We start from the raw sequence: 25250 nt of genomic DNA, 5'->3' as shown, positions 1-25250 counted from the left end.
GAAAAATAAAAAAATTACAAGAAAGATTCGGGTTGTTTTGCTGCAGTCCGTGCAGTTTGCGTACTAATAATGCCTTTTGCGACAAGGTTTTTTAAGCTTTGATCGAGTGTGGTCATACCGTAGTTGGCACCCGTTTGAATCGCTGAATACATTTGCGCAACTTTGTTTTCACGAATCAAGTTACGGATCGCAGGAATACCGATCATGATTTCATGCGCAGCTACACGACCACCGCCATTTTTCTTGAGTAGGGTTTGTGAAATTACGGCTTGAAGTGATTCAGATAACATGGCACGAACCATGTCTTTTTCTTCAGCAGGGAATACGTCAATCACACGGTCAATGGTTTTTGCCGCAGAGGTGGTATGTAGAGTACCGAAGACCAAGTGACCTGTTTCAGCGGCTGTCAGTGCCAAACGAATGGTTTCAAGGTCACGCATCTCACCGACTAAGATAATATCCGGGTCTTCACGCAGTGCGGAACGAAGTGCTTCGTTAAAGCCGTGGGTATCACGGTGTACTTCACGTTGGTTGACCAAGCATTTTTTAGATTCGTGTACAAATTCGATCGGGTCTTCGACCGTTAGAATATGGTCATAACGGTTGTCGTTAATGTAATCGACCATCGCAGCAAGCGTGGTTGATTTACCCGAACCTGTTGGACCGGTCACCAGTACGATGCCACGTGGATATTCACAAATATCTTTAAAGATTTGGCCCATGCCAAGATCTTCAATGGTCAATACTTTTGAAGGAATGGTACGGAATACGGCACCAGCACCACGGTTTTGGTTAAATGCGTTCACACGGAAACGAGCCACACCAGGTACTTCAAATGAAAAGTCAGTTTCTAATTTTTCTTCGTAATCACGACGCTGTTTATCGTTCATGATGTCGTAAACCAATTTGTGCACTTCTTTGTGTTCAAGAGCAGGAAGGTTGATACGACGAACTTCACCATCCACACGAATCATTGGTGGCATACCAGAAGATAAATGTAAATCCGAAGCGTTATTTTTGGCAGCAAAGGCCAATAGTTCTGTAATGTCCATAAAATCCCCGAGATAAAAATTAAATCTTAATTATTTTGATAGAATAATAAGGCTTTCCCACAGCTTAACCAACACTTAGTTGCAGGGCAATGCAAAAAAAGATGAATGAAATGAGAACCCCGTCAATGAATATACTTCAAGAAGCACGAAATCAAGTTTTGCAGCAAATTGAGCAGGCTTGCCAACTTGCGGGTCGCTCACAGCAGTCGGTTGAATTATTGGCTGTATCAAAGACGCATCCTGCTGAAATGCTAAGAGAAATGTATACAACGGGGCAACGCTCATTTGGTGAAAATTATCTGCAAGAAGCGCTTCAAAAAATAGAGGCTTTGGCAGATTTAGAGATTGAATGGCATTTTATAGGTCATGTACAGCGTAATAAAACCAAACATTTGGCTTCAAACTTTGCTTGGGTGCATGGGGTAGACCGTTTGATTATTGCGGAGCGTTTATCAGGCCAGCGAGAAGCGACTCAAGCGCCTTTGAATATTTGCCTACAAGTCAATATTGACGCGCAAGATACGAAGGATGGCTGTCAGCCGAATGAAGTAGCAGATTTGGTCGCACAGATTTCTACGCTACCGAATTTACGCTTACGTGGACTGATGGTAATTCCTGCTCCAAACAATCCACAAGCTTTTGTTGATGCTAAAGTGCTCTTTGAGCATGTCAAAGCACAGCATACGAAACCTGAGGATTGGGATACCTTAAGCATGGGGATGTCAGGTGATATGACAGATGCGATTGCTGCCGGATCCACCATGGTTCGCGTGGGGACAGCATTGTTTGGCGCACGTGATTATTCAAAATAGGACAGAAGATTCAGCCTGCTTTCAAAAACTAGGCTTATAAAGTGTAAGCACAGCAGATAAATTTTCACAATAGATGAAACCTATGGGTTCAAAGTGAGCCTTTTAATTTGAACATTCCATTAAAGTTGAGTACAAAATAATCAGGATGTTTTTGATATTGAAGTAATTCACACTTGGACAAATAGGGAAGTTCATGACGGCATATTATCAGTTGATTCAACGCGACGTAGATGCGCAAGGCTGTGTCACGGCACATTACCATTCGACCAATTTAGCACAAGGTGCATGGAATGCACATGAGCAACACATGGCACCAGCTACAGGCATTATTTGTGCTGAATTAGACCGTTTTTCACCACGTCATGATATGCGTATCGGGCGCATTAGCCTCGATATTTTGGGCTTAATTCCTGCTGGCGAGTTTGAAATAATCACGCAAGTGATTCGTCCGGGAAAAACCATTGAACTGATTGAATCTGAAATGCGGGCTCAGGGAAAAACCTGCATTGTGGCACGCACTTGGCGCATGATGACGCAAAATAGCCAGTCCGTGAAAGGTTTGGAGGATGCTGATGTGACTGGGCCAGAAACTGCGCCGATTTGGGACGGTATCCGTCAGTGGCCGGGGGGATATATTCAGTCGATTGAAGCAAGAAGCCATGGGCGCCGTGCAGGTCAAGGCATTGTGTGGCTGAGAACACAGCATGACATGGTTGAAGGTGAGCCGACTGCTGATTTTGTCCGTTTAATGGGCATGGTTGATACCGCCAATGGTATTGTTCCGCGTCAGGATTGGCCATTTGGCTGGGGCTTTCCAAATCTGGATCTACAAATCCATTTGCACCGTTTACCACAGGGACAGTGGTTAGGTCTGGAAACCGTGCAGCAGTATGGAGCGGATGGTGTTGGTTTGAGTAGTTCTGTATTGCATGATGTCCATGGCCCATTTGGGCGTAGTGAACAGATTTTAACGCTACGTCCACTCGGGACGTAATGATCTAGAGAATCAAAAATTATAAAGCCTGCTTTAAGCAGGCTTTTTTTAAGATACGATTTGGATGGTGCTTGCACCTGCTCCGACAGGATTGACTTGAATTTGCACAGGGATTCGTTCGTGCATTTCTTGAATGTGAGAAATTAGCACGACTTTACGCCCTTGGTTTTGTAGCTGATCCAGAGCATTCATCACCATGTGCAGACTTGAAGCGTCTAGCGTACCAAATCCTTCGTCAATAAATAGGCTTTCAATTTTTGTTGTACCTGATGCCATGCTCGCAATGGCTAAGGATAAAGCGAGCGCGGTTAAGAAAGACTCACCGCCTGAAAGCGAAGAGACCGAGCGGGTTTCACCATCCATATCATGATCGACAATGGCTAGGCTTAATGAGTTTTCAAGGCGCTTTAAGGTATAGCGCTGTGAAAGCATCGCCAATTGCTGATTGGCATATTCAATTAAAATATCGAGGTTATATTGCTGTGCCAAATCACGGAATTTCTTGCCCGTTGCATCGCCCATTAAGCTCGAAATCTTATTCCAACGATGTTCCTCAGATTGGATCTGTTGAATCTGATCGGTAAATTGTTTTTGTTTGCTGAGGTTAGAAAAATGAACATCTAACTTACTTTTAAGTTGATCTCTAAGTTCTTGCTGTTCTGCAAGGGCTTTAAGATTTAGTGCAATGACACGCTCGATTTGTAAAATTTGTATTTCAGGCTGTGTTTTTAAATGCTGTTTCAACGTTTCTTGAATAGCCTGAATACCTGCTTGAGCATCTGAATAGGCACGTTCTGCATTTAAAACACGCTGTTTAAGCTGCTGTTCTTGTTCATATGAAATTGCACTAAGTTGCGCTAACAGCGTTTCACTAAATTCTGAATTTTGGCTCATCCATTGTTGAAGCGTATTTTCAACATGCCTCATTTGAGTGACTAATTGTGTTTGCTGGGTGAGGTATTCTTTTAAGCGACTTTGACTGGTTTCAAAGGCTTGACGTACTTGATCGAATGTTTGACGAGCCTGATTGAATCTCGTCTGTAACAGTTGTCTGTTTTGGTCAAAATCATTTAACCAATCATGTGGTTTTTCAACTTGTGTTTGGGTCATCTCAAAAATAGTTTGAATCGCAATATCACTATTTTTTTTGCCCTCAATTGTTAAATTTTCAATTAGATTTTGAGCCGTTTGAATTTTTTCCTGACTAAATTTAATTTGTTGCTGATAGTGCTCAAGCTGTTGTGAAGTTTGATTATATTGAGTATTTAACTCGTGGCGTTGCTTTAAGTAATTTTGACGTTGTTGTAGTGTGTGATAAATCTGTTCAGCCGCGCTTAAAGTCGACTGTTCCCATAATTTTTTTTCTACGTCATTCAACACAATGAGAATATGCTGAATATTGATTTCAGCTTGTTGCACACTGGATAAGTGCTGTGTGGTTTGTTGAATTGAAGTTATGAGTGCATGACTTTGTTTTTGAGCATTTTCATGTGAAATTAAGGCATCTTCAGTTTGTTTTTGCGCTTGTTGTGATTCATTGATTCTTGTCTGAATCAGTTGCGCCAAGGCTTCATGCTGATGTGAAAAATCAAAAGAAATATTTAGAATATTTAATTGTTGTTGAAGCGCATTTTTTGCCTGATCAAGTTGTATTTTTAAGGTCGCTAGCTGTTGCGCATTGGCATCCATTAACGCGGTTTGCTGAGTGGAGGTGGTTTGTAATTTTTGCCAAGCTTCGAAAGCCACTTTTTCCAATGCAAGTGCTTGTTGTTCTTGTTGCGTTTGTAGTTTCAGTAATTCATCAGAAAAAGCTTCTTTTTCTGAATAAGGATGATGGGTACTTCCACAGACTAAACACGCTTCGCCATCGACCAAATCTGCACGCAATTTTTCAATATTTTCCGTATTCAGTAAGCGCTGTTGTTGCAACATGTGTTGCAGTTTTTCACGCTCATTTTTCTGCGTTTGATAGGTAAGTTCGGCCGTTTTTAGCTGCGTATGACTTTGTTTAATTTGCTGAGCTAGTGTACGTTTCACCGTCATGAGATTGTTGTTTTCAGCATCAATATTTTGGAAGCTTTGCCATTGTTGCTGAACAACATTGAGCTGATTTAATTTTTGTAAAAGCTGGTCACGTTCGTAACGTAGTGATGAAATTTTCTGATTGAGCGCATCTTCTTGCCCAAATGTTTGCGTTAATTTTTCAAGTTGTTTTTGTTGTGTCTGTAATTGTGTATTGGCTTGTTGCACATTGCCATAATTTTTTTCAAATTGTGCATAACTTTGAATAAATCGTTGAGTCTGTGTGATATGCGCTGAAAGTGCATCATCGAGTGAGGCAAAGTGATTTGAACTTTCTAGCTGTGCCGTGTGTTGAGCAATATTGGTTTGCAGTTGCTCAAGCTGTTCCTTCATCTGTTTTTCATTGTTGATATGCGGAACAAGTTGGTTTTCAATCTCTTTAAAATCACCTTGCGCTTTGCGTAATTGATCTACCAATACAAGACGTTCAGCAATCCGGTCACGCACCAGTTTAATTTTGTCTTGATGTTGAATCTCAAATTGATGCTGTTGTTTTTGTTCTGTATCTATTTTTTCAAAGATGGTTTTTTCAGCATTGAATTGTTGTTCAATCTCTGAAAAATGCTGTTGTGCATGTGTCAATTGCGGCTGTAATTGTGCAATTTCAAGCTTGATATTTTTTTGTTGAATTACACTTGGGCGTATAGATGAAAAGCGTTCAAGTTGTTGCAGTTGTAGCTTTTCAGGCGCAAGTGCATCAAGTTGTTGTTGCTGATTTTGTAGTTGTTGCTGACGTGCTTGCACATCAGTTTCGTATTTTTGCTTTTGTTCATACCACTGTTGATTTTTTTCGAACGCTGATTTTTCTATTTCCAGCTTTTTATATTCTGTAGAAACCGTATTGAATTGATTCGTGGTTGTTATTAGATCTTCATCAGACAATATTTCAATATGTCCTAAAACATTTTCCAGCTCTTTACGCTGATTGGCAATTTGTTTAGTTTTTTCAAAGGCCAATTGACCAATTTTTCCGAAAATACTGGAATTGGTTAGATACTCCAATAGCTCGCCACGTTCATTATCACGCGCTTTTAAAAAAGCGGTCACTTCTGACTGAGCCAGTAAAACGGCACGGGTGAACTGTTCAAAACTGAGTTGAGTTATGCGTAAAATTTGGCTCTCAACCGCTTTGGTTTTATCCGCAACAACAGTGCCATCTGTTAAACATTTCAGTGAGCGCTGTACGCTTTGCAATTTACCGTTTGGGTTTTCACGGGCACGTTTAATTTCCCAACGTGCAGAATAGACTTTTTGGTCTTGAGCAATAAAACTGAGCTCGGCAAAGCCTTGGCCTGTACCACGGCGCAAGACTGTTTGCGGTGAGTTGGTCGGCAGCTCTGAACCATCTACATCGATGAGTTTGCCATCGCTGTCTTTTAAGCGCGGCACACGGTTAAACAGCGCCAAACACATGGCATCTAAAATAGTCGATTTACCTGCACCTGTTTTACCAATAATTGCCACTAAGCCTGCACTAGCCAATGGCTCAGATTCAAAATCAATAAAATGCTCACCCGCTAAAGATGCCAAGTTTTTAATGCGTATAGATAAAATTTTCATGGCAATTCCTTAAGCGTTCGCATCATCTTCAAGTGATTTTTGTGCTTCATCGACCAAACTTAAAAAATCTTTCATTACGGTGTCATCAGCACCGTAGCCCTGTTTTTCCCAAAGGTTTTGGAATAATTTTTCAGGCGTAGGCGGATCCAGGTTGATTGCAGCTTGTTGCTGATAATTTTGATCTGAATTTAAATAACGGCGGCTGATACGCACCAAACGATAACGGTTTGGCGCTAAAGCTTCTTCAAACTGCTGTCTTAAATTAGGTGCTGGCGGGGTGTCGGTATGATATTCAATTTCGACATATTCACGCTGATCAATATCTTCAATTTCACCGCTCGCCAAAGCGGATAACTGCGTTAAAACCTCCGTAATGCTGCCTTTGATGCGATGCAAATGCACGCTGCGCGGAATCGCTAAGGACTCTATTTGAAAGCGTGATTCATCCTTTTGATTCGGGTCAATACTGATCTCAAGCACTTGATGCTTATAATTGATTTCACTAAAGGACAGGGGAATTGGTGAGCCGCTATAACGGATATGAGCCTGTCCGACTTTTTGCGGTTTATGCAAATGTCCAAGTGCGACATAGTCAATTACATCATCAAATAGGGCAGTCGAAAGCGCTTCTTCATTGCCAATAATAATCGGGCGCTCTGAGTCCGACGTTTCACCGCCTTGCATGTGGGCATGTGACATTAAAATTAAGGCTTGATCTGAAGTTTTACGTGCTTTGGCTTCTGCAATTAATTGCTGATGCACATAGGCAATGGCGTTTTGGCTATTGGTGGTTTGATCATTAAAACCGGTAATCTCGGCAGCACGTAGAAAAGGTAAAGTCAGGCACCATGCCACTACATTTTTGTGTTCATCATAAATAGGTACCAGCAGTCGGTCTAAATCGAGCTGACCTTCAGTATTTTTATGGACCACGCCCACAGCTTTGGCATGGTATTTTTCTAATAATGGCTCAACTTGTTCAATACGGTAACCTGAGTCATGATTGCCTGCGATCATCAGGGTTTGCATGTGCGGGGCACGCACATGCGCATCGGCTAAAAATTGATAGAGCTGTTTTTGCGCTTTGGAAGCTGGGTTGATGACATCAAAAATATCGCCAGCTATCAGCAGGGCATGCGGCTGCTTTTGTTCTATTTGTTCGAGTAACCAATGAAGAAACTGTTCGTGTTCGTAGTCACGTGAGTGGTTATAGAAGAATTGTCCTAAATGCCAATCAGAAGTATGAAAAAAACGAACAGTCATGCAAGCCCCCAAAAATCAAAAAAATTGATTGGGGTCTAAAGTATCACAGATGTTCACATTTTCGAGGGTGATTAATCATTCATACGTCAAACTAAGTCGTTCTCGACAGTTACAAGGTCATCAATCTAAGCTGTTACTGTGCATTTGAATCGACTTGTACGAGGCCAAAGGTATTGTGGTCTGGGTCTAAGAAATAGCCTTGCCAACATTGACCAGGAATCGCAAATTTTTCCATGGCAATTTGACCACCCTGCGCCAAAATTTTCTCAGCGATATGGTCGAAATCTTCAACTTCAAAACTACAGGTAAATGCATTGGTGCCGCAGTGCGTTGGTGGAGTCTGAGCAGGGCGCTCTAAGAGGCCACCATGAATGCCTTGAGTTTCAATACGGAAGTATTGAATCGGTAGCCCTTCAACTGGGATAAATGACCAACCGAAAACCGCAGAATAAAAGGCAACTTCACGCTTTGGATCGGAGCTTTGAATTTCAAAATAGCAGAGCTGGTTCATTGTTATTACTCTTTGTTTGATGGATTGCACATTTCAAATAGCAGAGAGTTGAAATTAGGCTAAAAAATACCAAGAACTAGGAATATAAAATGTTGTTCTAATCCTGTATATAGATCAATTGTTGTACAGCAGGTGTATTACCTGCATTTGGGGTAGCAGGAGATGCAACATGCCAAATAATCCTTTTGATGAAGAAAAACTTGCAAATAATATGGTGTATAAGACTTTATTAGAGTCTACATTAGCCATTCCTTGGTGTATTGATTGGGACAGTAAAACATTTAGTTATATTGGACCGCAAATTGAAAAGTTACTCGGTTGGAAACAAAGTAGTTGGAAAACGGTAGATGATTGGGCATCACGTATGCACGAGGAAGACCGTAATTATGTACTGAATTATTGTGTTTCACAGTCGATGGCTGGTATAGATCATGAAGCAGATTATCGTGCACTTAAAGAAGATGGTTCATATCTTTGGATACGTGATGTTGTTCATGTCGTGCGTAAACCAAATGGTGATGTAGATTGTCTTGTCGGCTTTATGTTTGATATTTCCGAGCGGAAAAAACAAGAGGAACAACTACAAAAATTGCAACGTCAGCTCGAAGAATATTCATATAAAGATGGCTTAACTGGTATTGCAAATCGACGTTTGTTTGATGACTTTTACCAGCGTGAATGGTTAAACGCAATCCGCACGCAAAAGCCGCTGAGTTTAATTCTGATCGATTTGGATTATTTTAAACAATACAATGACTTGAATGGTCATGTGATTGGGGATACATGTCTGCGTCAAATTGCGAAAAGTTTGGAATCTTGTTGTACACGACCTCGTGATTTAGTCGCGCGTTTTGGTGGTGAGGAATTTGCTTGGATTTTACCAGAAACCAATGAGGCAGCAGCAGCAGTGATGGCCGATAGAATTATGGAGGCCGTGCGTGCTGCACGATTACCGCATAAAGCTTCAGCGGTGTCTGAACTCGTCACACTCAGCATGGGGGTAAAAACCATTATTCCATCAGATCTAGATAATCGAATGCAATTTTTGGATCAGGTCGATAAAAACCTCTATGTAGCGAAAAGACAGGGGCGTAATCGCTATTGTGCTGCATAACATGGCTTTGCTGTTGTGACTTATTTTAAAGTTGCAGCAAGTTTTTAGTCAGTCGATATTTTATCGGCTGATTTTTTTGGGTGTAGAATATAAAAATTAAATGCTGAATACATAAGGCACAAAATAAAAGACCGACGATTCGAGTGATGATGAAATCGTCGGTCAAAAAATCGATTTCAAATTTAAGTGATGGCTGCTGTTCATACTTAAATTCAAAATGAAACTTATTGCTTTTAAAAAGGTCACCGAAACATTGTGGATGCCGTCCAAATCATCGGTTGCTACAGACCTTGTACCCTATATAACGTAGCTGATTACAGATTGGTTGACATGAAAATGAAAAAAAATGCATTTTTTTTTATACTAGGTGTCAACTTCTTCTTGGGTTAGGGTCATGGTGTCTTTAACACGTTATTTTTTCTTGTTTTTTTTCATTTGTTTAATCATGACCTGTATTTGCGGTGTGATCGCAGCATTATTGCCACAGGGTGTGGGTGGTATTTTAACGGTCGTACCCTATCTGATTGCCATGATCGTGGTGTTATTTCGGTTTTTAAATAAAAATCAGAGAGCACCGACACAGGCAGAACGTAAAAAATTTACCCTAGGTTTTAGCCTGATTTTTTGGTTATATAATTTTGGTTTTGTACTTTTGGGTATCGCAATTTTTTCAAGAAAAGATCCTGAAATTTGGCAAAATTTAATGCTCTATGTTCAACATCCTCAGTTTATGAGTTTAATGGTGATCATGTTATTACTGATGGCTATCCCTTTGTATTTAATCACCTATTGGTTTTATGGTCCGCAAGCACAGCGGATGGCTTCTCAAAAGTTTGGCGCATAAAGCTTGATCATCTGGTGATCTTGTTCTATAGATAACAGTATTATTTCATATAGATAAGAACAAATTATGCATCAGCCCACAGTACTGCTGACGGGTGGCAGCGGTTTTATTGGCACACATCTCATCAAGGCACTTTTAGCTGCGGATTATAAAGTGATTGGGCTCAGTCGTAAGGCTGGGCGTATTTCTAAATCACCACATTTAACTTGGGTACAGCAGTTCGATCAAATTCCTCATGACAGAATTGATTATGTGATTAATCTTGCAGGTGAAAGTATCGGCAAAGGTCGCTGGACAGAGACGCGTAAACAGCAATTATTAGAAAGTCGGGTCAAAACCACAGAAGCGCTGTATCAATATTTACGTAAACGTAAAATTTTTCCGAAATGCATTATTTCAGGTTCGGCTGTTGGCTATTATGGTATTGATATTGAAGAACAATGGACAAAAGTGTGCGATGAAAATGCTGCACCACAAGCCATTTTTATGTCAGAGCTATGCCAAAGTTGGGAGCAAGTCACACGCCAATTTCCTGAACAAAATACCATTATCACACGACTAGGTGTGGTCTTGGCTGAAGGTGGCGGAATCTTACCGCAAATGCTGCGACCGATTCAGCTCAATTTGGTCAACAAAATAGGTTCCGGTCGGCAGCCTTTTGTGTGGATACATATACAAGATGTGATCCGAAGTATGCTGTTTTTAATGAAACAAGCAGAGAAAAAACATGCATTGCTTGAACCCACGCCAATCGATCCGCATATTTTTAATTTAGTTGCGCCTGAAAAATCGACACAGGCTCAATTTGCGCAGATTGCAGCACGTCAATTAGCGAAAAAGCCGTGGCTCAATGTGCCTGCAATTGTTTTTAAAATTTTATTGGGTGAGCAATCGCAATTAATTTTAAATGGTCAACTGGTTCAGCCAGCTGCTTTATTACAGCAAGGCTTTGAGTTTAAATTTCCGACGTTAAAAGAAGCCTTGCAGGATTTATTGGCTTAGTTGAATTTGACCTATTGACCATTATTCGACGCTTAACAATGCATCTTGAAACAGGCGAGTTGGACTATAGTTGTCTGCATTGAATGAAGGCGTTTCCCCAGTCATCAGTTCAGCCAATAACTGAGCTGAAGCAGGTCCCATACATAAACCATTTCTAAAATGCCCAAAATTTGCCCATAGATTGTCGAAATTTGGCATCTGCCCAATATACGGAATCCCTTCAGGGGAAGATGGACGCAGGCCAGCCCAAGATTTCACAATCGGAAAGTTGGCAAGCTCTGGCACCATGTCAAAGCATGATTCTTGAATATGCTGCAAGGTTGTATTTGTTGTCTGAGTATCAAAGCCACATTGGCGCATACTTGAGCCGCAAACCACATGACCGTCTTGGCGTGGAATCAAGTACATGACTTTATTCATGCACATGGTCGGCAACCAGTTCTGCGGGGTTTTAAAGAGAAGCATTTGTCCCTGTACGGGTTGTACGGGTATCTCAATGTCCAGTTGTTCACTCCACGCGGCTGACCAAGCGCCCGTGGCAATAACGAATTGATCTGCTGTATGTTGTGTACCATCTGCGGTGGTGATGGACTGGATACGATTGTCCGTACGGTTTAATTGGTGGATCAGACAATGTTCATAAATCTGAACTTTGGGATGCTGCTGTAAATAAGCCGTTAATGACTGCAAAAGTCGTGGATTACGGATGTTGGCTAATTGCGAAAAATAAATTCCATGTGCAAAGCGTGCTGAAATGTGAGGATTAATCTGCTCAATTTGATCGGATTGTAAATAATCAGCGTGTTGCATTGGGTCTTGGTGCAAACGGGAATAATCTAAGCCAATTTCAAAATCATCTTCATCAAAAATCAACATGCCAGTTTCATGAATTTCAAAATCAATCCCAGTCATAGGTTTTAATTTTTCATTCCATTTTTGGTAGCTCTGCTTGCCATAACGTGCGAGCGCATTGACTTCATTGGGATATCGCCAAGGATACATCGGGGAGAGGATGCCACCACCAGCCCATGATGCGGCAGAACCTGTGCGTTGTTGGTCGAAAATCGTCACCGTACAACCGCGTTCAACCAGTTCTAATGCGCTGAGTAAACCACTAATACCCGCCCCAATAATGGCAATATTCATGTTCTTTTAACCGATGAATGTATGAGTTTGATCTTAACTTCAGCAACGCCGAAGTTTTTCTTCCAAGACTGTTTTTTAAATTTTACAGATATAAAAAAGCCTTCCTGAACGTTACCATTTCAGGAAGGCTTTGCAGGTTATTTCATGTCTTTCAACATGAGTGCTGCATCTTCAGCAAAGTAAGTCCAGATCCCATCTGCACCTGCACGGCGGCAGCTCATAAGCGATTCGATAATCACGTTTTCAGACAGCCAACCATTTTGAATGGCACCTGCCAACATGGCATATTCGCCACTCACTTGATAGACAAATGTTGGAACACCGAAGTTATCTTTGACTTCACGGACGATATCTAAATACGGCATACCCGGTTTTACAATCACCATGTCGGCGCCTTCTTGAATATCGAGTGCGATTTCATGTAAAGCTTCAGCACGGTTACCGATGTCCATTTGATAGTTATATTTATTGCCACCTTTGAGGTTGCTTGAAGAACCTACCGCATCACGGAATGGCCCGTAAAAGCTAGACGCATATTTTGCAGAATAGGCCATGATGTTGGTATAGATATGGCCATTGGCTTCAAGCGCTTGGCGAATCGCACCGATACGACCATCCATCATGTCACTTGGTGCAACCACATCTGCACCCGCTTCGGCATGGCTGAGCGCTTGTTTAATTAAGCATTCAACGGTTTCATCATTCAGTACATAGCCGGTATCATCAATGATACCGTCTTGACCATGTGTGGTATATGGGTCGAGCGCACCATCAGTGATGAGAACCATTTCTGGTAGTTCTTTTTTTAATAAGCGGATGGTGCTTTGGACTAAGCCATCTTCATGCCAAGCTGCTTCAGCCGTTAAACTTTTATCTTCCTGTGGTGTAACTGGGAACAAAGCTAATTTTGAAACACCCAATTCGAGTAAACGTTCTGCCTTTTTTAGTAACAAGTCAGCAGATAGACGCTGTACGTTTGGCATGCTTGGAATATCTTGAGTTTGTTGCTGGCCTGGCAACACAAATACTGGATAAATGAGATGATTAGTCGTCAGTTGAGTTTCACGCACCATAGCGCGAAGCTGGTCATTTTTACGAATGCGACGCATGCGGGTAGCAGGAAAAGCTGGACGATTGAACGTATAGGTCATAACAATCTCATTGATCAGTATTAAACTTTGACTATTGTAGACGCATAATGAGGGTTTGGCGCACCCCGTATTATTTTTTTATTCAATGACAGCGATTCGAGTAGGCTATGACAGATGTAAATAAGAGTTGGACCGGTAATATTGACCTAAACTCGAAGAATGAAATCGATACTTTATTAAATAACATTGCTCAAGCATTTAACAGCTCCCCATTTTTTGTACACAATGCAATGAAAATGACGGTGATCGATGGTCAGATCGAAGCACGTGTGGACATGGCCAGTAATCTAATAGGAAATGTCGCATTCCAAATTTTACATGGTGGTGTTGCGGCAACTTTACTCGACAGTATCGGTGGTATCTCTGCAATGGCAGAATTGTATAAAAAGGCCACAGCTGAAGATCTAGCAGAAACGAGTAAAAAGGTATCTCGCTTAGCGACCGTCGATATGCGTGTGGATTATTTGGCGCCAGGACGTGGACAGTATTTCGTTGCACGAGCTGAAACCTTACGTTTAGGCCGTAAGGGTTGCACTATGCGTATGACCATGGTTAATGATGAAGGTAAAGCGATTGCAACGGCGATTGCATCGTATGCTTATTAAGCCATTTTTAAGTTAACACATTCAAAATGATGAAAAAATAAAGTCCAGTATTGGCAGCAGGGCATGATTTTATCCTGTTGCCGACGAAAAAAAGACTGACGAGTTACATTTTCTATTCTCAGGATATGATTTTTTAGCTTTAAAATGCCGGAAAATTGAAGAAGATAGACTTTCTCACGACACCATTATCTGACAGCAAAGTTGACATGCTTTGCAAAGCTCATGATGCCATGACCAAGTCTGCTAGATTTAGGACAAATCTATGACAGATACCGTTAGTAACCTGCCAGAAACCCCATCTACAAAGCAGCCCACCGATCAGGAATTAAAAGCACGCAGAAAAAAAGGCCTTGGTATAGTGGCTGTATTGATCGTGATTGCTTTGGTGATGTATTTGATTTGGTCAATATTTCTAAATCATTCCGTCAGTACCGATAATGCCTATGTCGGTGCAGAAACAGCGTCGATTACCTCGATGGTCACGGGGCAAGTGGCAGATGTTTTGGTGAGTGATACGCAGCAAGTGAAAAAAGGCGATGTGCTTGTTCGCATTGATGCGCGCGATGCTGAAATTGCCTTAGCTCAGGCACAGGCTGAATTACTTAAAGCAAAACGCCAATACAAACAAACTGCGGCGAATAGCAGCTCTTTAAACTCACAAATTTTTGTCAGTGATGATGCAATTCATAGTGCAAGCGCACAAGTCGCCAAGGCACAAGCCGATCTGAATAAAGCTCAAGATGAATTACAACGTCGTCAACAATTGGCTGCTTCAGGTGCGATTTCTAAAGAAGAATTAAGCACAGCGCAAAGTGCTGTGAATACAGCTAAAGCTAGTTTTGATGTGGCTCAAGCAGGACTTGCTCAAGCCAAATCTAGTCAAAAAGCGGCACAAAGTAATAAAGCTGCGAATGATGCATTAATTCAAGACAGCAATGAAAACTCAACCCCAGATGTTTTAGTTGCACAAGCACGTCTACAACAAGCTCAGTTGGACTTAGAACGTACACAAATCAAAGCACCCTTTGATGGTGTGGTGACACGTCGTAATATTCAAGTTGGACAACGCATTGCACCGGGAACGTCATTAATGATGGTAGTGCCAGTCTCTCAGTTATATGTCGATGCTAACTTTAAAGAAAGTCAATTGGCAGGGGTGCAAGCGGGTCAAAAAGTTGAACTGACGTCTGATCTGTATGGTGACAAAGTTAAATTTAATGGCATAGTCACTGGTTTTTCTGGTGGCACAGGTTCAGCATTTGCCTTGATTCCGGCACAAAATGCCACAGGAAACTGGATTAAAGTGGTTCAGCGTTTACCTGTGAGGATTCGTTTAGATCCAAAAGAGTTGGCAGAACACCCACTACGTGTGGGGCTGTCTATGGAAGCGACGATTGACTTGAAATCGAAGTAATTGCCTATGAATCAGCAAATGCAAATGACTGACCTGAAAGGTGGTCGTCTGATTCTCGCTGCCTTGGTCTTGGCATTGGCGAACTTTATGGTTGTGCTCGACATGACCATTGCCAATGTATCTGTGCCGCATATTACTGGTAGCCTTGCAGTATCGGCATCCCAAGGGACATGGGTCATTACCTCTTATGCTGTGGCAGAAGCGATTTGTGTGCCATTAACCGGTTGGCTCGCTGGGCGCTTTGGTTCTGTACGGGTTTTTGTGATCAGCCTGTTTGGCTTTACTGTATTTTCGATACTGTGTGGTTTATCGACCAGTTTGGAAATGTTGGTGTTTTGCCGAATTGGGCAAGGTTTGTTTGGTGGCCCGATTATGCCACTGAGCCAAACGTTGTTAATGCGTATTTTCCCTCCTGAAAAGCAATCCCAAGCCATGGGCATGTGGGCAATGACCACTGTAGTTGGCCCCATTTTAGGTCCAATTTTGGGTGGTACGATCAGTGATAATTTATCTTGGCATTGGATTTTCTTTATCAATATTCCTGTCGGGATCGGTTGTGCAATCGCAGCGATGCGCTTACTGAAAACGGCTGAAACTCCAACACAGAAATTGAAAATTGACCGCGGTGGTTTACTGCTGTTGGTGTTGTGGATCGGTGCCTTGCAATTGATGTTGGACTTGGGTCATGAACGAGATTGGTTTAATCATCCATTTATCGTGGTACTGGCACTGACGGCATTTGTCGGGTTGATCGTTTTTACGATTTGGGAGCTGACTGAGCGGCATCCTGTGGTGAATATACTGCTGTTTAAGTACCGAAGCTTTACCATTTCGGTCTTGGCTTTGGCCTTTGGTTTTGGTGCCTTTTTTGGCAGTATTGTCCTGATTCCGCAGTGGTTACAGATCAACTTGGGCTATACCGCAACGTGGGCAGGCTATCTCACTGCAACGATGGGCGTCGGTAGTCTGACCATGTCGCCAATTGTTGCGAAGCTTGCAACCAAATACGACCAACGTGCTTTGGCGAGTTTTGGTTTAAGTATCTTGGGCGGTGTAACCCTTATGCGCGCCTTTTGGACTACGGATGCAGACTTTATGGCTTTGGCTTTGCCGCAAATATTACAAGGTTTTGCCGTTCCATTTTTCTTTATTCCTTTGTCCAATATGGCCTTGGCATCGGTACTGCCACAAGACATGGCATCTGCGGCAGGTTTGATGAACTTCTTAAGAACCATGGCTGGGGCTATTGGCGCATCGATTGCTGTTACCATTTGGGATGATCAAACCAAAGTCGCACGCAGTGAAATGGTCAGTAATTTACATGCTACTGAGGTACAAAATACCTTGGTGAATCATGGAATGAGTTCAGAAGCTGCTTTGGGATATATCTCCAGTTTGGTGGATAAAGAAGCCTTAACGCTTTCAGCCAATCATGTGTTTTTAGTACTGGCGGGTGTCTTTATATTCGCTGCACTCATCATTTGGCTCTGTCCACGACCTAAAGCAGGTGTGGGTGGTGCTCATGCACATTAAATATTATCAAGTATAAAAAAACCGCTCGAATGAGTGGTTTTTTATTGCATACGGTGTAGATTGAAAAAAATTAAAGGTCCGAGCGCGCCCGTTTAAGTGCAGATTGCCACTGAGCCAAATGAAATTCACGTTGATCTGCATTCATTTTTGGTTCAAAAGCACGTTCTAATTGCCATGATGCGGCAATTTCATCAAGATTTGAAAACACACCCGCTTTGAGTCCGGCCATTGCGGCAGCGCCCCATGCAGTTGATTCTAAAAGTTTAGGACGCAGTACAGGCACATTTAAAATATCGGCCTGAAATTGCATCAGCATATCATTGCTACTGGCACCACCATCGACACGGAGTTCTTTAAGTGGACTAGACAGGTCTGACTGCATGGCGGTCAATACATCCGACACTTGAAAGGCAATGGCCTCTAAGGCGGCACGAGCTATGTGGGATTTATTGGTACCTCGTGACATTCCACAGAGGAGGGCGCGGGCATCACTATCCCAATGTGGAGCGCCTAGCCCAGTAAAGGCAGGAACCAGAACCACGCCATCGGTATGCTCCACTTGGCACGCAAGTTTTTCAACATCACTGCTTTTTTGAATAATCCCTAAACCATCTCTTAGCCATTGCACGATAGCGCCAGCCATAAATACACTGCCTTCAAGTGCATAAAGGGTTTGACCTTGAGCTTGCCATGCAAGGGTCGAGAGTAATTTATTATGGCTATATTGAACTTCGGTGCCGGTGTTAAAAAGCATGAAACAGCCAGTACCATAGGTATTTTTTGCTGTTCCTGCTTCAAAGCATGACTGTCCAAATAGCGCGGATTGTTGATCACCTAAAATGCCGGTAATGGGAATGTTTGCGCCAAGTAAACCTGTAGCGGTATCTGCAATATATTCATCTGAACTGATGATTTTAGGAAGGACCGACAGGGGAATATCAAATAATTCTAAGAGTTCTTCATCCCAAGCTTGTTGCTGCAAGTTCATTAGCATGGTTCGTGAGGCATTGCTGGCTTCAATCACATGCTCTGCACCTTGTGTCAGGTTCCACACCAACCAACTGTCAATCGTGCCGAAAGCCACATGACCTTGCTCTGCGAGTTCACGTAGACCTTGGGTGTGTTCTAATAACCAGACCAATTTCCCAGCACTAAAATAGGGGTCGATACGTAAACCGGTCTTTTTGTGAATGAGGTCATTGAGGTTTTGTTGAGTTAGTTGCCCACACCACTCGGTTGCACGGCGGTCTTGCCAGACAATTGCAGGAGCGAGCGGTTGACCTGTGCGTTTATCCCAAACCACAGTGGTTTCACGCTGATTGGTCAGGCCAATGGCTTTAATGTCTTTGGCGAGGATACGGGCAGAAGCGAGCGCTTGCTGTACGACGGCAATTTGGGTACTCCAAATTTCCTGAGCATCTTGCTCCACCCAACCCGAATGTGGGGTTTGAATATGGGTTTCCCGTTGAGCTGTAGCTTGAACTTGTCCATGTTCGTTAAAAATGATCGCACGACTTGAAGTCGTTCCTTGATCGAGTGCCAATAAATAGCTCATATATTTTTCTTTTGCGGTCTTGAAAAATAAAATATTAACGCAATTATGTAATTAAGCGCAGATCAATGTGTAATTGTTTCGAAATTGCATCGCAATTTTTTGCAGTTATGCTATGATGACGCTACTTTGGGGATGTTTCTGGCTTCGACGCTGGTGATGAAACTCATAGATGCATGTCGAGAGCGCATTTTCTCTCGTAAATCAAATTTGCATATTTTAGTCGCAAACGACGAAACTTACGCTCTAGCTGCCTAAGGGCAGCTTGTCCGCATCCCTGAATACTTGTGGTTAGGGGTCCCGACTGAAGCGAACGCACACAAGTCCGTATAAGATCAAGCCTTGGGGTCTTATACTAAATCTTAAAGGATCGCGATTTGTACCCTGTTCGTCGGGTCACAAAGAGCTAAATCAATAGACGATATCTAAGCATGTAGTATTCTCGAGCGTAGTGCTGGCGGACGCGGGTTCAACTCCCGCCATCTCCACCAAAATTCAAAAAAGTCGAACCTTCGGGTTCGGCTTTTTTTATGATTAATTAAAAACATTTTTTGGTACAACAATGACTCAAGTCCAGCTTCAAGAACTGCAAAAACAACTCTGGAATATTGCCAATACTTTGCGCGGTAAAATGGGGGCAGATGAATTCCGTGATTACATTTTGGGCTTGATCTTCTACAAATATTTGTCTGAAAAAATTCAAAATAATGCCAACGAAATTTTATCACCTGATCAAATTAAGTTTGCAGAATTGGTTGAAGATACTGAAATTAATCAAGCATATTTGAGTGCTGTTCGTGAAGAATGTCTTGCCAGTATGGGCTATTTCTTAGCGCCACAAGAATTGTTCCATAGTATGGCAACATTGGCTCGAGCAAAAAAATACATTTTGGATGATGTAATTAAAACCCTTAAGGCAATTGAGCAAAGTACGCTGCGTACAGATGCGGCAGATGATTTTTCGCATTTGTTTGAAGACATGGATTTAAGTTCGACCAAGTTAGGAAATACGCCTGATGACCGCAATGAGCTGATTAGCCGTGTGATCATACATTTAGACGATATTAATTTTGATCTGTCGAATACTGAGTCTGATATTTTAGGCGATGCTTATGAGTTTCTCATTGGTGAATTTGCTTCAGGTGCTGGTAAAAAAGCAGGTGAGTTTTATACGCCGCAAATGGTTTCGACTTTGCTTGCAAAACTTGTCACGTTAGGTAAAGAGCGTCTACGCAGTGTATATGACCCGACTTGCGGTTCAGGCTCTTTATTGCTACGTGTAAAGCGTGAAGTCGGCGATGTGGATGCGATTTACGGTCAAGAAATGAATCGTACGACCTATAACTTGGCGCGTATGAACATGATTTTGCATGATGTGCATTATTCAAAGTTTGAAATTAAGCAGGAGGATACTTTAAAACGTCCACAGCATATGGAACTGAAATTTGATGCGATTGTAGCGAATCCACCATTTTCGGCAAAGTGGTCTGCGAGTGAGTCATACTTAAGCGATCCGCGTTTTCGTGATTTTGGCAAGCTAGCTCCAAGTTCTAAGGCAGATATGGCGTTTTTACAGCACATGCTTTATCAGTTAGATGAAAATGGGACTTTGGCGATTGTACTGCCGCATGGAGTTTTGTTCCGTGGTTCGAGTGAAGGGCATATTCGTAAGCATCTAATTGAAAAGTTAAATGTGATTGATACGATTATTGGTTTGCCTGCCAATATTTTCTATGGCACGACTATTCCGACTTGTGTGTTGGTGTTGAAGAAAAACCGTGAGCATAGCGACAATATTTTATTTATTGATGCGAGCAACGAGTTCGATAAGCAAAAGAATCAAAACAAGCTCTTGCCTGAGCATTTAGATAATATTGTTGGTGCATTTGAAAATCGTCAGAATATTGAAAAATATGCATATGTGGCAAGTTTGCAAGAAGTTGCTGACAATGATTTCAATTTGAATATTCCTCGTTATGTCGATACTTTTGAAGCGGAAGCTGAAATTGATTTAGATGCAATAGCGAAACAGCTTCAAGCCTTAGAGGTTGAAAGCCTAAAAACTGATGCAGAAATTTCTAAGTTTTGTGCAGAACTCGGCATTGATTCACCTTTTGCGGAGGTGAAGTAATGGCTTCGCCTAAATTGCGGTTTAAAGAGTTTGATGGTGATTGGAGTTCTGTTTGTTTACTAGAAATTAGTAGTTTGGTGACAAAAGGAACTACTCCAAAACAATTTGTAAATGGTGATATAAACTTCTTAAAAATTGAAGCTATTACTGAAAATGGGTTTGATCTATCCAAATGTCAGACGATTAATAGTGAAATTCATAATAAAGAATTGAAAAGATCGGTCCTTAAAGAAGGTGATATATTATTTGCCATTGCCGGAGCTACGATTGGTAAAAATGCCATTGTTCAAAAGAAATTTTTACCTGCGAATACAAATCAGGCTTTAGCAATAGTTCGATTAAAAGAAGAATATAGCAATGTATTTGTATCAAAGGTATTGAACTCACCTTTGATGGAAAAATATATTGATTCAAATATTTCTACAGGCGCACAACCAAATTTGAATTTAAAACAAATTGGTGATTTCTCATTTGATCTTCCTAAAATTAAAGAACAAACAAAAATCGCTTCTTTTCTTTCCGCTGTGGATGAAAAGATTAACCTACTAACTCAGAAATATGAACTACTGAGCCAATATAAACAGGGCATGATGCAAAAACTGTTTAGCCAACAGATTCGTTTTAAAGCGGATGATGGGAGTGAGTTTGGGGAGTGGGAAAATAAAGCTTTAAGTAATTTTATTATAAAACATATAGGAGGCGCATCTTTAACACCAGGCGACTTTGTAGAACAAAGTAAATATGAGGTCATACCTAAAAAAGCTATTGTTCCAAATGGTTACTTGAACTTAGATAAAAATAAGCCAACATTTTGTAGAGAATCTTTTTTTAAAGCTAACTTAAAAAATACAGTAGATCATACCTATCTAATTACGGTTTTACGTGACTTAGTTCCTAGTGGTCCTAGTATTGGGTACATTGTTAGGTATTCAGAGAATAAACAGTATATTTTGGCACAAGGCGTGTATGGTTTTAAGCTTAAGGAAGAATTAAATAAAAATTACTTAATTCATTTTTCAAATACAAAAGCGTATCGGCTAGTTATGCAATCTATCATGGTTGGAAGTACACAAGTTCACATTAGGAATCAGGACTTCTTTGGTGTTGTAATACCTGTCCCTTGCATAGAAGAACAAACCCAAATCGCTAATTTCCTATCAGCCATTGATCAAAAAATTGAAGTCGTTGCACTGCAAATAGAACAAGCCAAACAGTGGAAAAAAGGCTTGTTACAGCAAATGTTTGTCTGATTGTTTATAGAGTTTCATAAAATTCCTGCATTTATTCAAATGCGGGATTTTTTTATTTAAGAAAGTACTGAAAGATTCCTAAAAGAAAAAACAGTGATCTGTATCATCAGTTTAGATGTTTATTTGATGAATTTAAAAGATTGAAAAATATAATAAATCTATTAGAATCAAAAGATATACATACCAATAGTTAAAAACTGAGCAGTATTATAAATGTCGACCCAAAAAGAACTTGAACTCGAAAACCAATTTATAGCGCACTTAACAACGTTAGGGTACGAACGTGTTCAGTACAGAAACGAAACAGCCTTACTCACAAACTTAAAAAATCAAATAGAAAAATTTAATGCACTGACTGCACCACTCACACATGAGCAATGGGGACAGGTGTGGAATTACCTGAGCAGTGAACATACGATTTTTGGCAAAGCCAAACTATTGCGTGGTTCATACCAGCTTAAATATGATGATGGTACGACCCAAACACTGCGCTTTTTAAGTGATGATGCAGAAAAAAATATTTTTCAAGTGACCAACCAAGTGACGGTCCAATACGGGGAGAGTGGCACAGAAACCAGCCGTTTTGATGTAACGTTATTGATCAACGGTTTTCCATTAGTACAAGTTGAACTTAAACGCAGTGGCGTAGAAATCGCACAAGCGTTTCACCAAGTGCATAACTACAGCAAAAATGCCTATACCTCTGGACAAGGTTTGTTTGGCTATATACAGCTCTTTGTCATTAGCAACAGCGTAAATTGCTTATATTATTCACACGGTACGCCACTGTTTGATTTTACATTTCCATGGGCCGATGAAAACAACAAAGCAATTAATGATTTGAGTAAATTTACCGAAGCATTTTTAAACGCACCACATATTACGAAAATGATCAGTAAATACATCGTTCAGCATCAAACCAATGAATGCTTAATGGTGCTACGACCTTATCAAGTCTATGCAGTTGAAAACATGATTCAGCATGTGAAAACCTCAACCGATCATGCTTATATTTGGCATACAACGGGTTCGGGTAAAACCCTCACGGCATTTAAAGCCAGTGAAATCATGCGTCAGTTGCCAGAAATAGAAAAAGTAATTTTTGTTGTAGACCGCAAAGACCTCGATAATCAAACCACTAAAGAGTTTAATGCCTTTGTTCCCGACTGCGTAGACCAAACGACCAACACCAAAACATTGGTCGAACAGCTCATCGGTAAACGGCTGAACTCACGAAAAAATGAAAGCAATATACTCACAGATAAATTGGTCGTGACGACCATTCAAAAGCTGAATAACGCAATTACACTCCCTAAATTCAGAGAATTGATCGCTGATTTGGCAGATAAAAAAGTCGTATTTATTTTTGATGAATGCCACCGCAGTCAATTTGGTGATACTCACCAAAATATCAAGCGCTTCTTTAAGCAGGCACAAATGTTCGGCTTTACAGGTACGCCTATTTTTCCTGTGAACTGTCAAAGCATTGGTGGCGTGAAATACACCACAGAATATCTATTCCCTAAACGACTGCATAAATATGTGATTGTCGATGCGATAGCAGATAAAAATGTTTTACCTTTTCAAATTGATTATGTGGGGCAATTTACCGCTAATCAGGTGAATGCTGGTGATGAAAAAATACAAGGCATCGATACTAAAGAGCTGTATGACAACCCTGAGCGCTTAGAAAAAATTGTACGTTATATTTTAAAAAATCATGACAAAAAAACGGCAAAACGCGAATTTTGTTCAATGTTTTGTGTCAGCTCAGTAGATGTCCTGCTTCAATATTATGCAATATTTGCCAAAGTCCAAGCAGAGTTGGTTGCAGAAGCGGACAAGAAGGAAGAAATTTATACCCCTTTAGTGATTGGTACGATTTTTTCTTTTGGAGCGCAGGACACGACAAACGACGCCAATGACTCCACAACAGGTACGATTTCTGAAGAAGAACTAGAACAGCCGAGTCAAGTTGATATGGGGCGTAAAGCACAACTTGAACGGATCATTGCAGAATTCAATACACGCCATCTGACTAGCTATAACTGCGACGAAGGATTTTATGAATATTATAAAAATCTAGGTGATCGAGTTAAGTACTTCAAAGTACCTAAACCACCTAAAGAAGTTGGGGAGCTTAAAGGGCCACCAATTGATTTGCTGTTGGTGGTGAATATGTTCCTGACAGGTTTTGACTCATTGCCACTTAATACGATTTATGTCGACAAGAACTTAAAATATCACGGTTTAATTCAGGCTTTTTCGCGTACAAACCGTATTTATAAGCCAACAAAAGCTTTTGGCAATGTCGTGTGTTTTAGAAATTTAAAGCAGGCAACAGATAAAGCTCTTTCTACTTTTGCAGACGACCAAAATTTTGAGCAAGTGATTGTGCCACCGTTGGATCAACAATTAGCAGAATTTAATAAGTGTGTTAGTGAATTAAGAAAAATAACACCTGAGTGTCAGTCAGTAGATGATCTAAAACTCGAAAGTCAGCAGTTGCAGTTTATTCAAGCTTTTCGTGATGTGATTCGTCTACATTCACAACTGAAAATGTATACAGACTTTGATGTTGATAACGCAGTTATAGTGCCGCAAGAACTTGAAGACTATAAATCTAAATATAAAGATTTATATGACAGAATAAATAAAGGTACAGCAGTTGAAAAAGATTCAGTGCTACGTGACGTGAATTTTGCTTTAGATTTTATTATTAGTGATTATGTAAATCAGGATTATATTTATACATTATTAAATATGATTGCTGCTGCGCCACCATCCTCGATTCAAAGGGCTAAACAGCAGCAACAACTCCAATCTTTACTCAGTAATGACCGAAAAATGTATAAAAAAATGGATTTGATTCAGAAGTTTATTGATGAACAAATGCCACGAATGCTGAATGGTCAAAGTGTTCAAGATGCATTTAAGCAGTTTTGGGATGCAGAAAAACAGCAAGCCTACGATGTTTTTTGTAAAGATGAAAATCTTGTGATGGATGAGTTTAAAAAAGTTGTTCAACGCTTTGATTTTACTGAACGTTTTCCGCACGCACATGAAATTCGTCCATTGCCAAAAAACAAGCCTTCAGCACTGGTGAGTAAAGTCTATTTTGAGGGATTGCATCAGAAAACCAATGCGATTTTAGAAAAATATGATTTACGGATTTAAACGTTAAGCTAAGTTATGAAAAATATTTGCTTAAAAGGAGGATTCTTTTTTTATGGA

17 protein-coding genes, 1 other RNA gene and 2 pseudogenes are annotated in these 25250 nt (G+C 40.9%); 13 read left to right on the top strand and 7 right to left on the bottom strand.

Annotated features, from left to right (window positions below; genetic code table 11):
* Nucleotides 1-14 precede the first annotated feature (14 nt).
* Nucleotides 15-1052, bottom strand: coding sequence for a type IV pilus twitching motility protein PilT (locus AC4CU0_RS11510; protein WP_078190026.1), 1038 nt, complete (start codon nt 1050-1052; stop codon nt 15-17).
* Between the two features lie 125 nt (nt 1053-1177).
* On the opposite strand from AC4CU0_RS11510, the gene AC4CU0_RS11505 reads away from it, so the two are divergent.
* Both AC4CU0_RS11505 and AC4CU0_RS11500 read left to right on the top strand, forming a co-directional pair.
* The gene (locus tag AC4CU0_RS11505) at nt 1178-1864 is read left to right on the top strand and encodes a YggS family pyridoxal phosphate-dependent enzyme (RefSeq protein ID WP_490743179.1); all 687 of its coding nucleotides are present in this window, start codon (nt 1178-1180) and stop codon (nt 1862-1864) included.
* Nucleotides 1865-2057: 193 nt separating this feature from the next.
* Nucleotides 2058-2858, top strand: a complete 801-nt coding sequence (locus AC4CU0_RS11500; RefSeq protein WP_078193098.1) for a thioesterase family protein — start codon at nt 2058-2060, stop codon at nt 2856-2858.
* A 48-nt stretch (nt 2859-2906) separates the two neighbouring features.
* Here AC4CU0_RS11500 and AC4CU0_RS11495 read toward each other — a convergent pair whose 3' ends face one another.
* The 3 genes from AC4CU0_RS11495 to AC4CU0_RS11485 all read right to left on the bottom strand — a co-directional run bounded on the left by AC4CU0_RS11495 (nt 2907) and on the right by AC4CU0_RS11485 (nt 8274).
* On the bottom strand, nt 2907-6500 hold the full coding sequence (locus tag AC4CU0_RS11495; RefSeq protein ID WP_490743178.1) for an AAA family ATPase: 3594 nt from the start codon (nt 6498-6500) through the stop codon (nt 2907-2909).
* Between the two features lie 9 nt (nt 6501-6509).
* The gene (locus tag AC4CU0_RS11490; protein WP_490743177.1) at nt 6510-7763 is read right to left on the bottom strand and encodes an exonuclease SbcCD subunit D C-terminal domain-containing protein; all 1254 of its coding nucleotides are present in this window, start codon (nt 7761-7763) and stop codon (nt 6510-6512) included.
* Nucleotides 7764-7896: 133 nt separating this feature from the next.
* The gene (locus AC4CU0_RS11485) at nt 7897-8274 is read right to left on the bottom strand and encodes a VOC family protein (protein ID WP_180004259.1); all 378 of its coding nucleotides are present in this window, start codon (nt 8272-8274) and stop codon (nt 7897-7899) included.
* A gap of 169 nt (nt 8275-8443) precedes the next feature.
* Here AC4CU0_RS11485 and AC4CU0_RS11480 point away from each other — a divergent pair, with 169 nt between their 5' ends.
* From AC4CU0_RS11480 to AC4CU0_RS11470, 3 genes are all read left to right on the top strand, one after another.
* Complete coding sequence (locus AC4CU0_RS11480) at nt 8444-9388, top strand: GGDEF domain-containing protein (RefSeq protein ID WP_180010028.1); 945 nt, start codon at nt 8444-8446, stop codon at nt 9386-9388.
* 394 nt (nt 9389-9782) lie between these two features.
* The gene (locus AC4CU0_RS11475; RefSeq protein ID WP_168379056.1) at nt 9783-10232 is read left to right on the top strand and encodes an ABZJ_00895 family protein; all 450 of its coding nucleotides are present in this window, start codon (nt 9783-9785) and stop codon (nt 10230-10232) included.
* Between the two features lie 66 nt (nt 10233-10298).
* Nucleotides 10299-11234 (top strand): TIGR01777 family oxidoreductase, encoded by a 936-nt coding sequence (locus AC4CU0_RS11470; protein ID WP_472584971.1) that lies wholly within the window; start codon nt 10299-10301, stop codon nt 11232-11234.
* A gap of 21 nt (nt 11235-11255) precedes the next feature.
* On the opposite strand, the gene thiO is transcribed toward AC4CU0_RS11470, so the two are convergent.
* Nucleotides 11256-12380: a glycine oxidase ThiO gene (gene thiO / locus AC4CU0_RS11465; protein WP_180134776.1), complete on the bottom strand. Its 1125-nt coding sequence runs from the start codon at nt 12378-12380 to the stop codon at nt 11256-11258.
* A 137-nt stretch (nt 12381-12517) separates the two neighbouring features.
* Nucleotides 12518-13531, bottom strand: a complete 1014-nt coding sequence (gene hemB / locus AC4CU0_RS11460; RefSeq protein ID WP_472584970.1) for a porphobilinogen synthase — start codon at nt 13529-13531, stop codon at nt 12518-12520.
* A gap of 107 nt (nt 13532-13638) precedes the next feature.
* Here hemB and AC4CU0_RS11455 point away from each other — a divergent pair, with 107 nt between their 5' ends.
* From AC4CU0_RS11455 to AC4CU0_RS11445, 3 genes are all read left to right on the top strand, one after another.
* Entirely contained in the window at nt 13639-14136 is a 498-nt protein-coding gene (locus tag AC4CU0_RS11455) for a thioesterase family protein (RefSeq protein ID WP_180102395.1), read from the top strand.
* A 262-nt stretch (nt 14137-14398) separates the two neighbouring features.
* The gene (locus AC4CU0_RS11450; protein ID WP_180134778.1) at nt 14399-15550 is read left to right on the top strand and encodes an efflux RND transporter periplasmic adaptor subunit; all 1152 of its coding nucleotides are present in this window, start codon (nt 14399-14401) and stop codon (nt 15548-15550) included.
* A 6-nt stretch (nt 15551-15556) separates the two neighbouring features.
* Nucleotides 15557-17083 carry a DHA2 family efflux MFS transporter permease subunit gene (locus AC4CU0_RS11445; RefSeq protein WP_472584969.1) on the top strand — a complete coding sequence of 509 codons (1527 nt, stop codon included), beginning with the start codon at nt 15557-15559 and terminating at the stop codon, nt 17081-17083.
* 70 nt (nt 17084-17153) lie between these two features.
* Here the strand turns inward: AC4CU0_RS11445 and glpK are convergent, their stop codons facing one another.
* Nucleotides 17154-18638, bottom strand: coding sequence for a glycerol kinase GlpK (gene glpK / locus AC4CU0_RS11440; RefSeq protein WP_472584968.1), 1485 nt, complete (start codon nt 18636-18638; stop codon nt 17154-17156).
* A gap of 128 nt (nt 18639-18766) precedes the next feature.
* Between glpK and ssrA the strand changes: the two genes are divergently transcribed.
* The 5 genes and pseudogenes from ssrA to AC4CU0_RS11415 all read left to right on the top strand — a co-directional run bounded on the left by ssrA (nt 18767) and on the right by AC4CU0_RS11415 (nt 25193).
* Nucleotides 18767-19126: a transfer-messenger RNA gene (gene ssrA, locus AC4CU0_RS11435) on the top strand.
* Nucleotides 19127-19197: 71 nt separating this feature from the next.
* On the top strand, nt 19198-20766 hold the full coding sequence (locus AC4CU0_RS11430) for a type I restriction-modification system subunit M (protein WP_472584967.1): 1569 nt from the start codon (nt 19198-19200) through the stop codon (nt 20764-20766).
* A pseudogene (locus AC4CU0_RS11425) lies at nt 20766-21275 on the top strand (restriction endonuclease subunit S); the annotation flags it as partial. The gene AC4CU0_RS11430 and the pseudogene AC4CU0_RS11425, both read left to right, overlap by 1 nt.
* Nucleotides 21252-22016: pseudogene (locus tag AC4CU0_RS11420) on the top strand (restriction endonuclease subunit S); the annotation flags it as partial. The pseudogenes AC4CU0_RS11425 and AC4CU0_RS11420, both read left to right, overlap by 24 nt.
* 213 nt (nt 22017-22229) lie before the next feature.
* Entirely contained in the window at nt 22230-25193 is a 2964-nt protein-coding gene (locus tag AC4CU0_RS11415; RefSeq protein ID WP_472584966.1) for a type I restriction endonuclease subunit R, read from the top strand.
* Nucleotides 25194-25250: the final 57 nt, after the last annotated feature.

The organism is Acinetobacter sp. LipI_15 (assembly GCF_058242865.1).
Note: the sequence above shows the minus strand (reverse complement) of the source record. Positions and strands in the feature narration are given on the sequence as shown.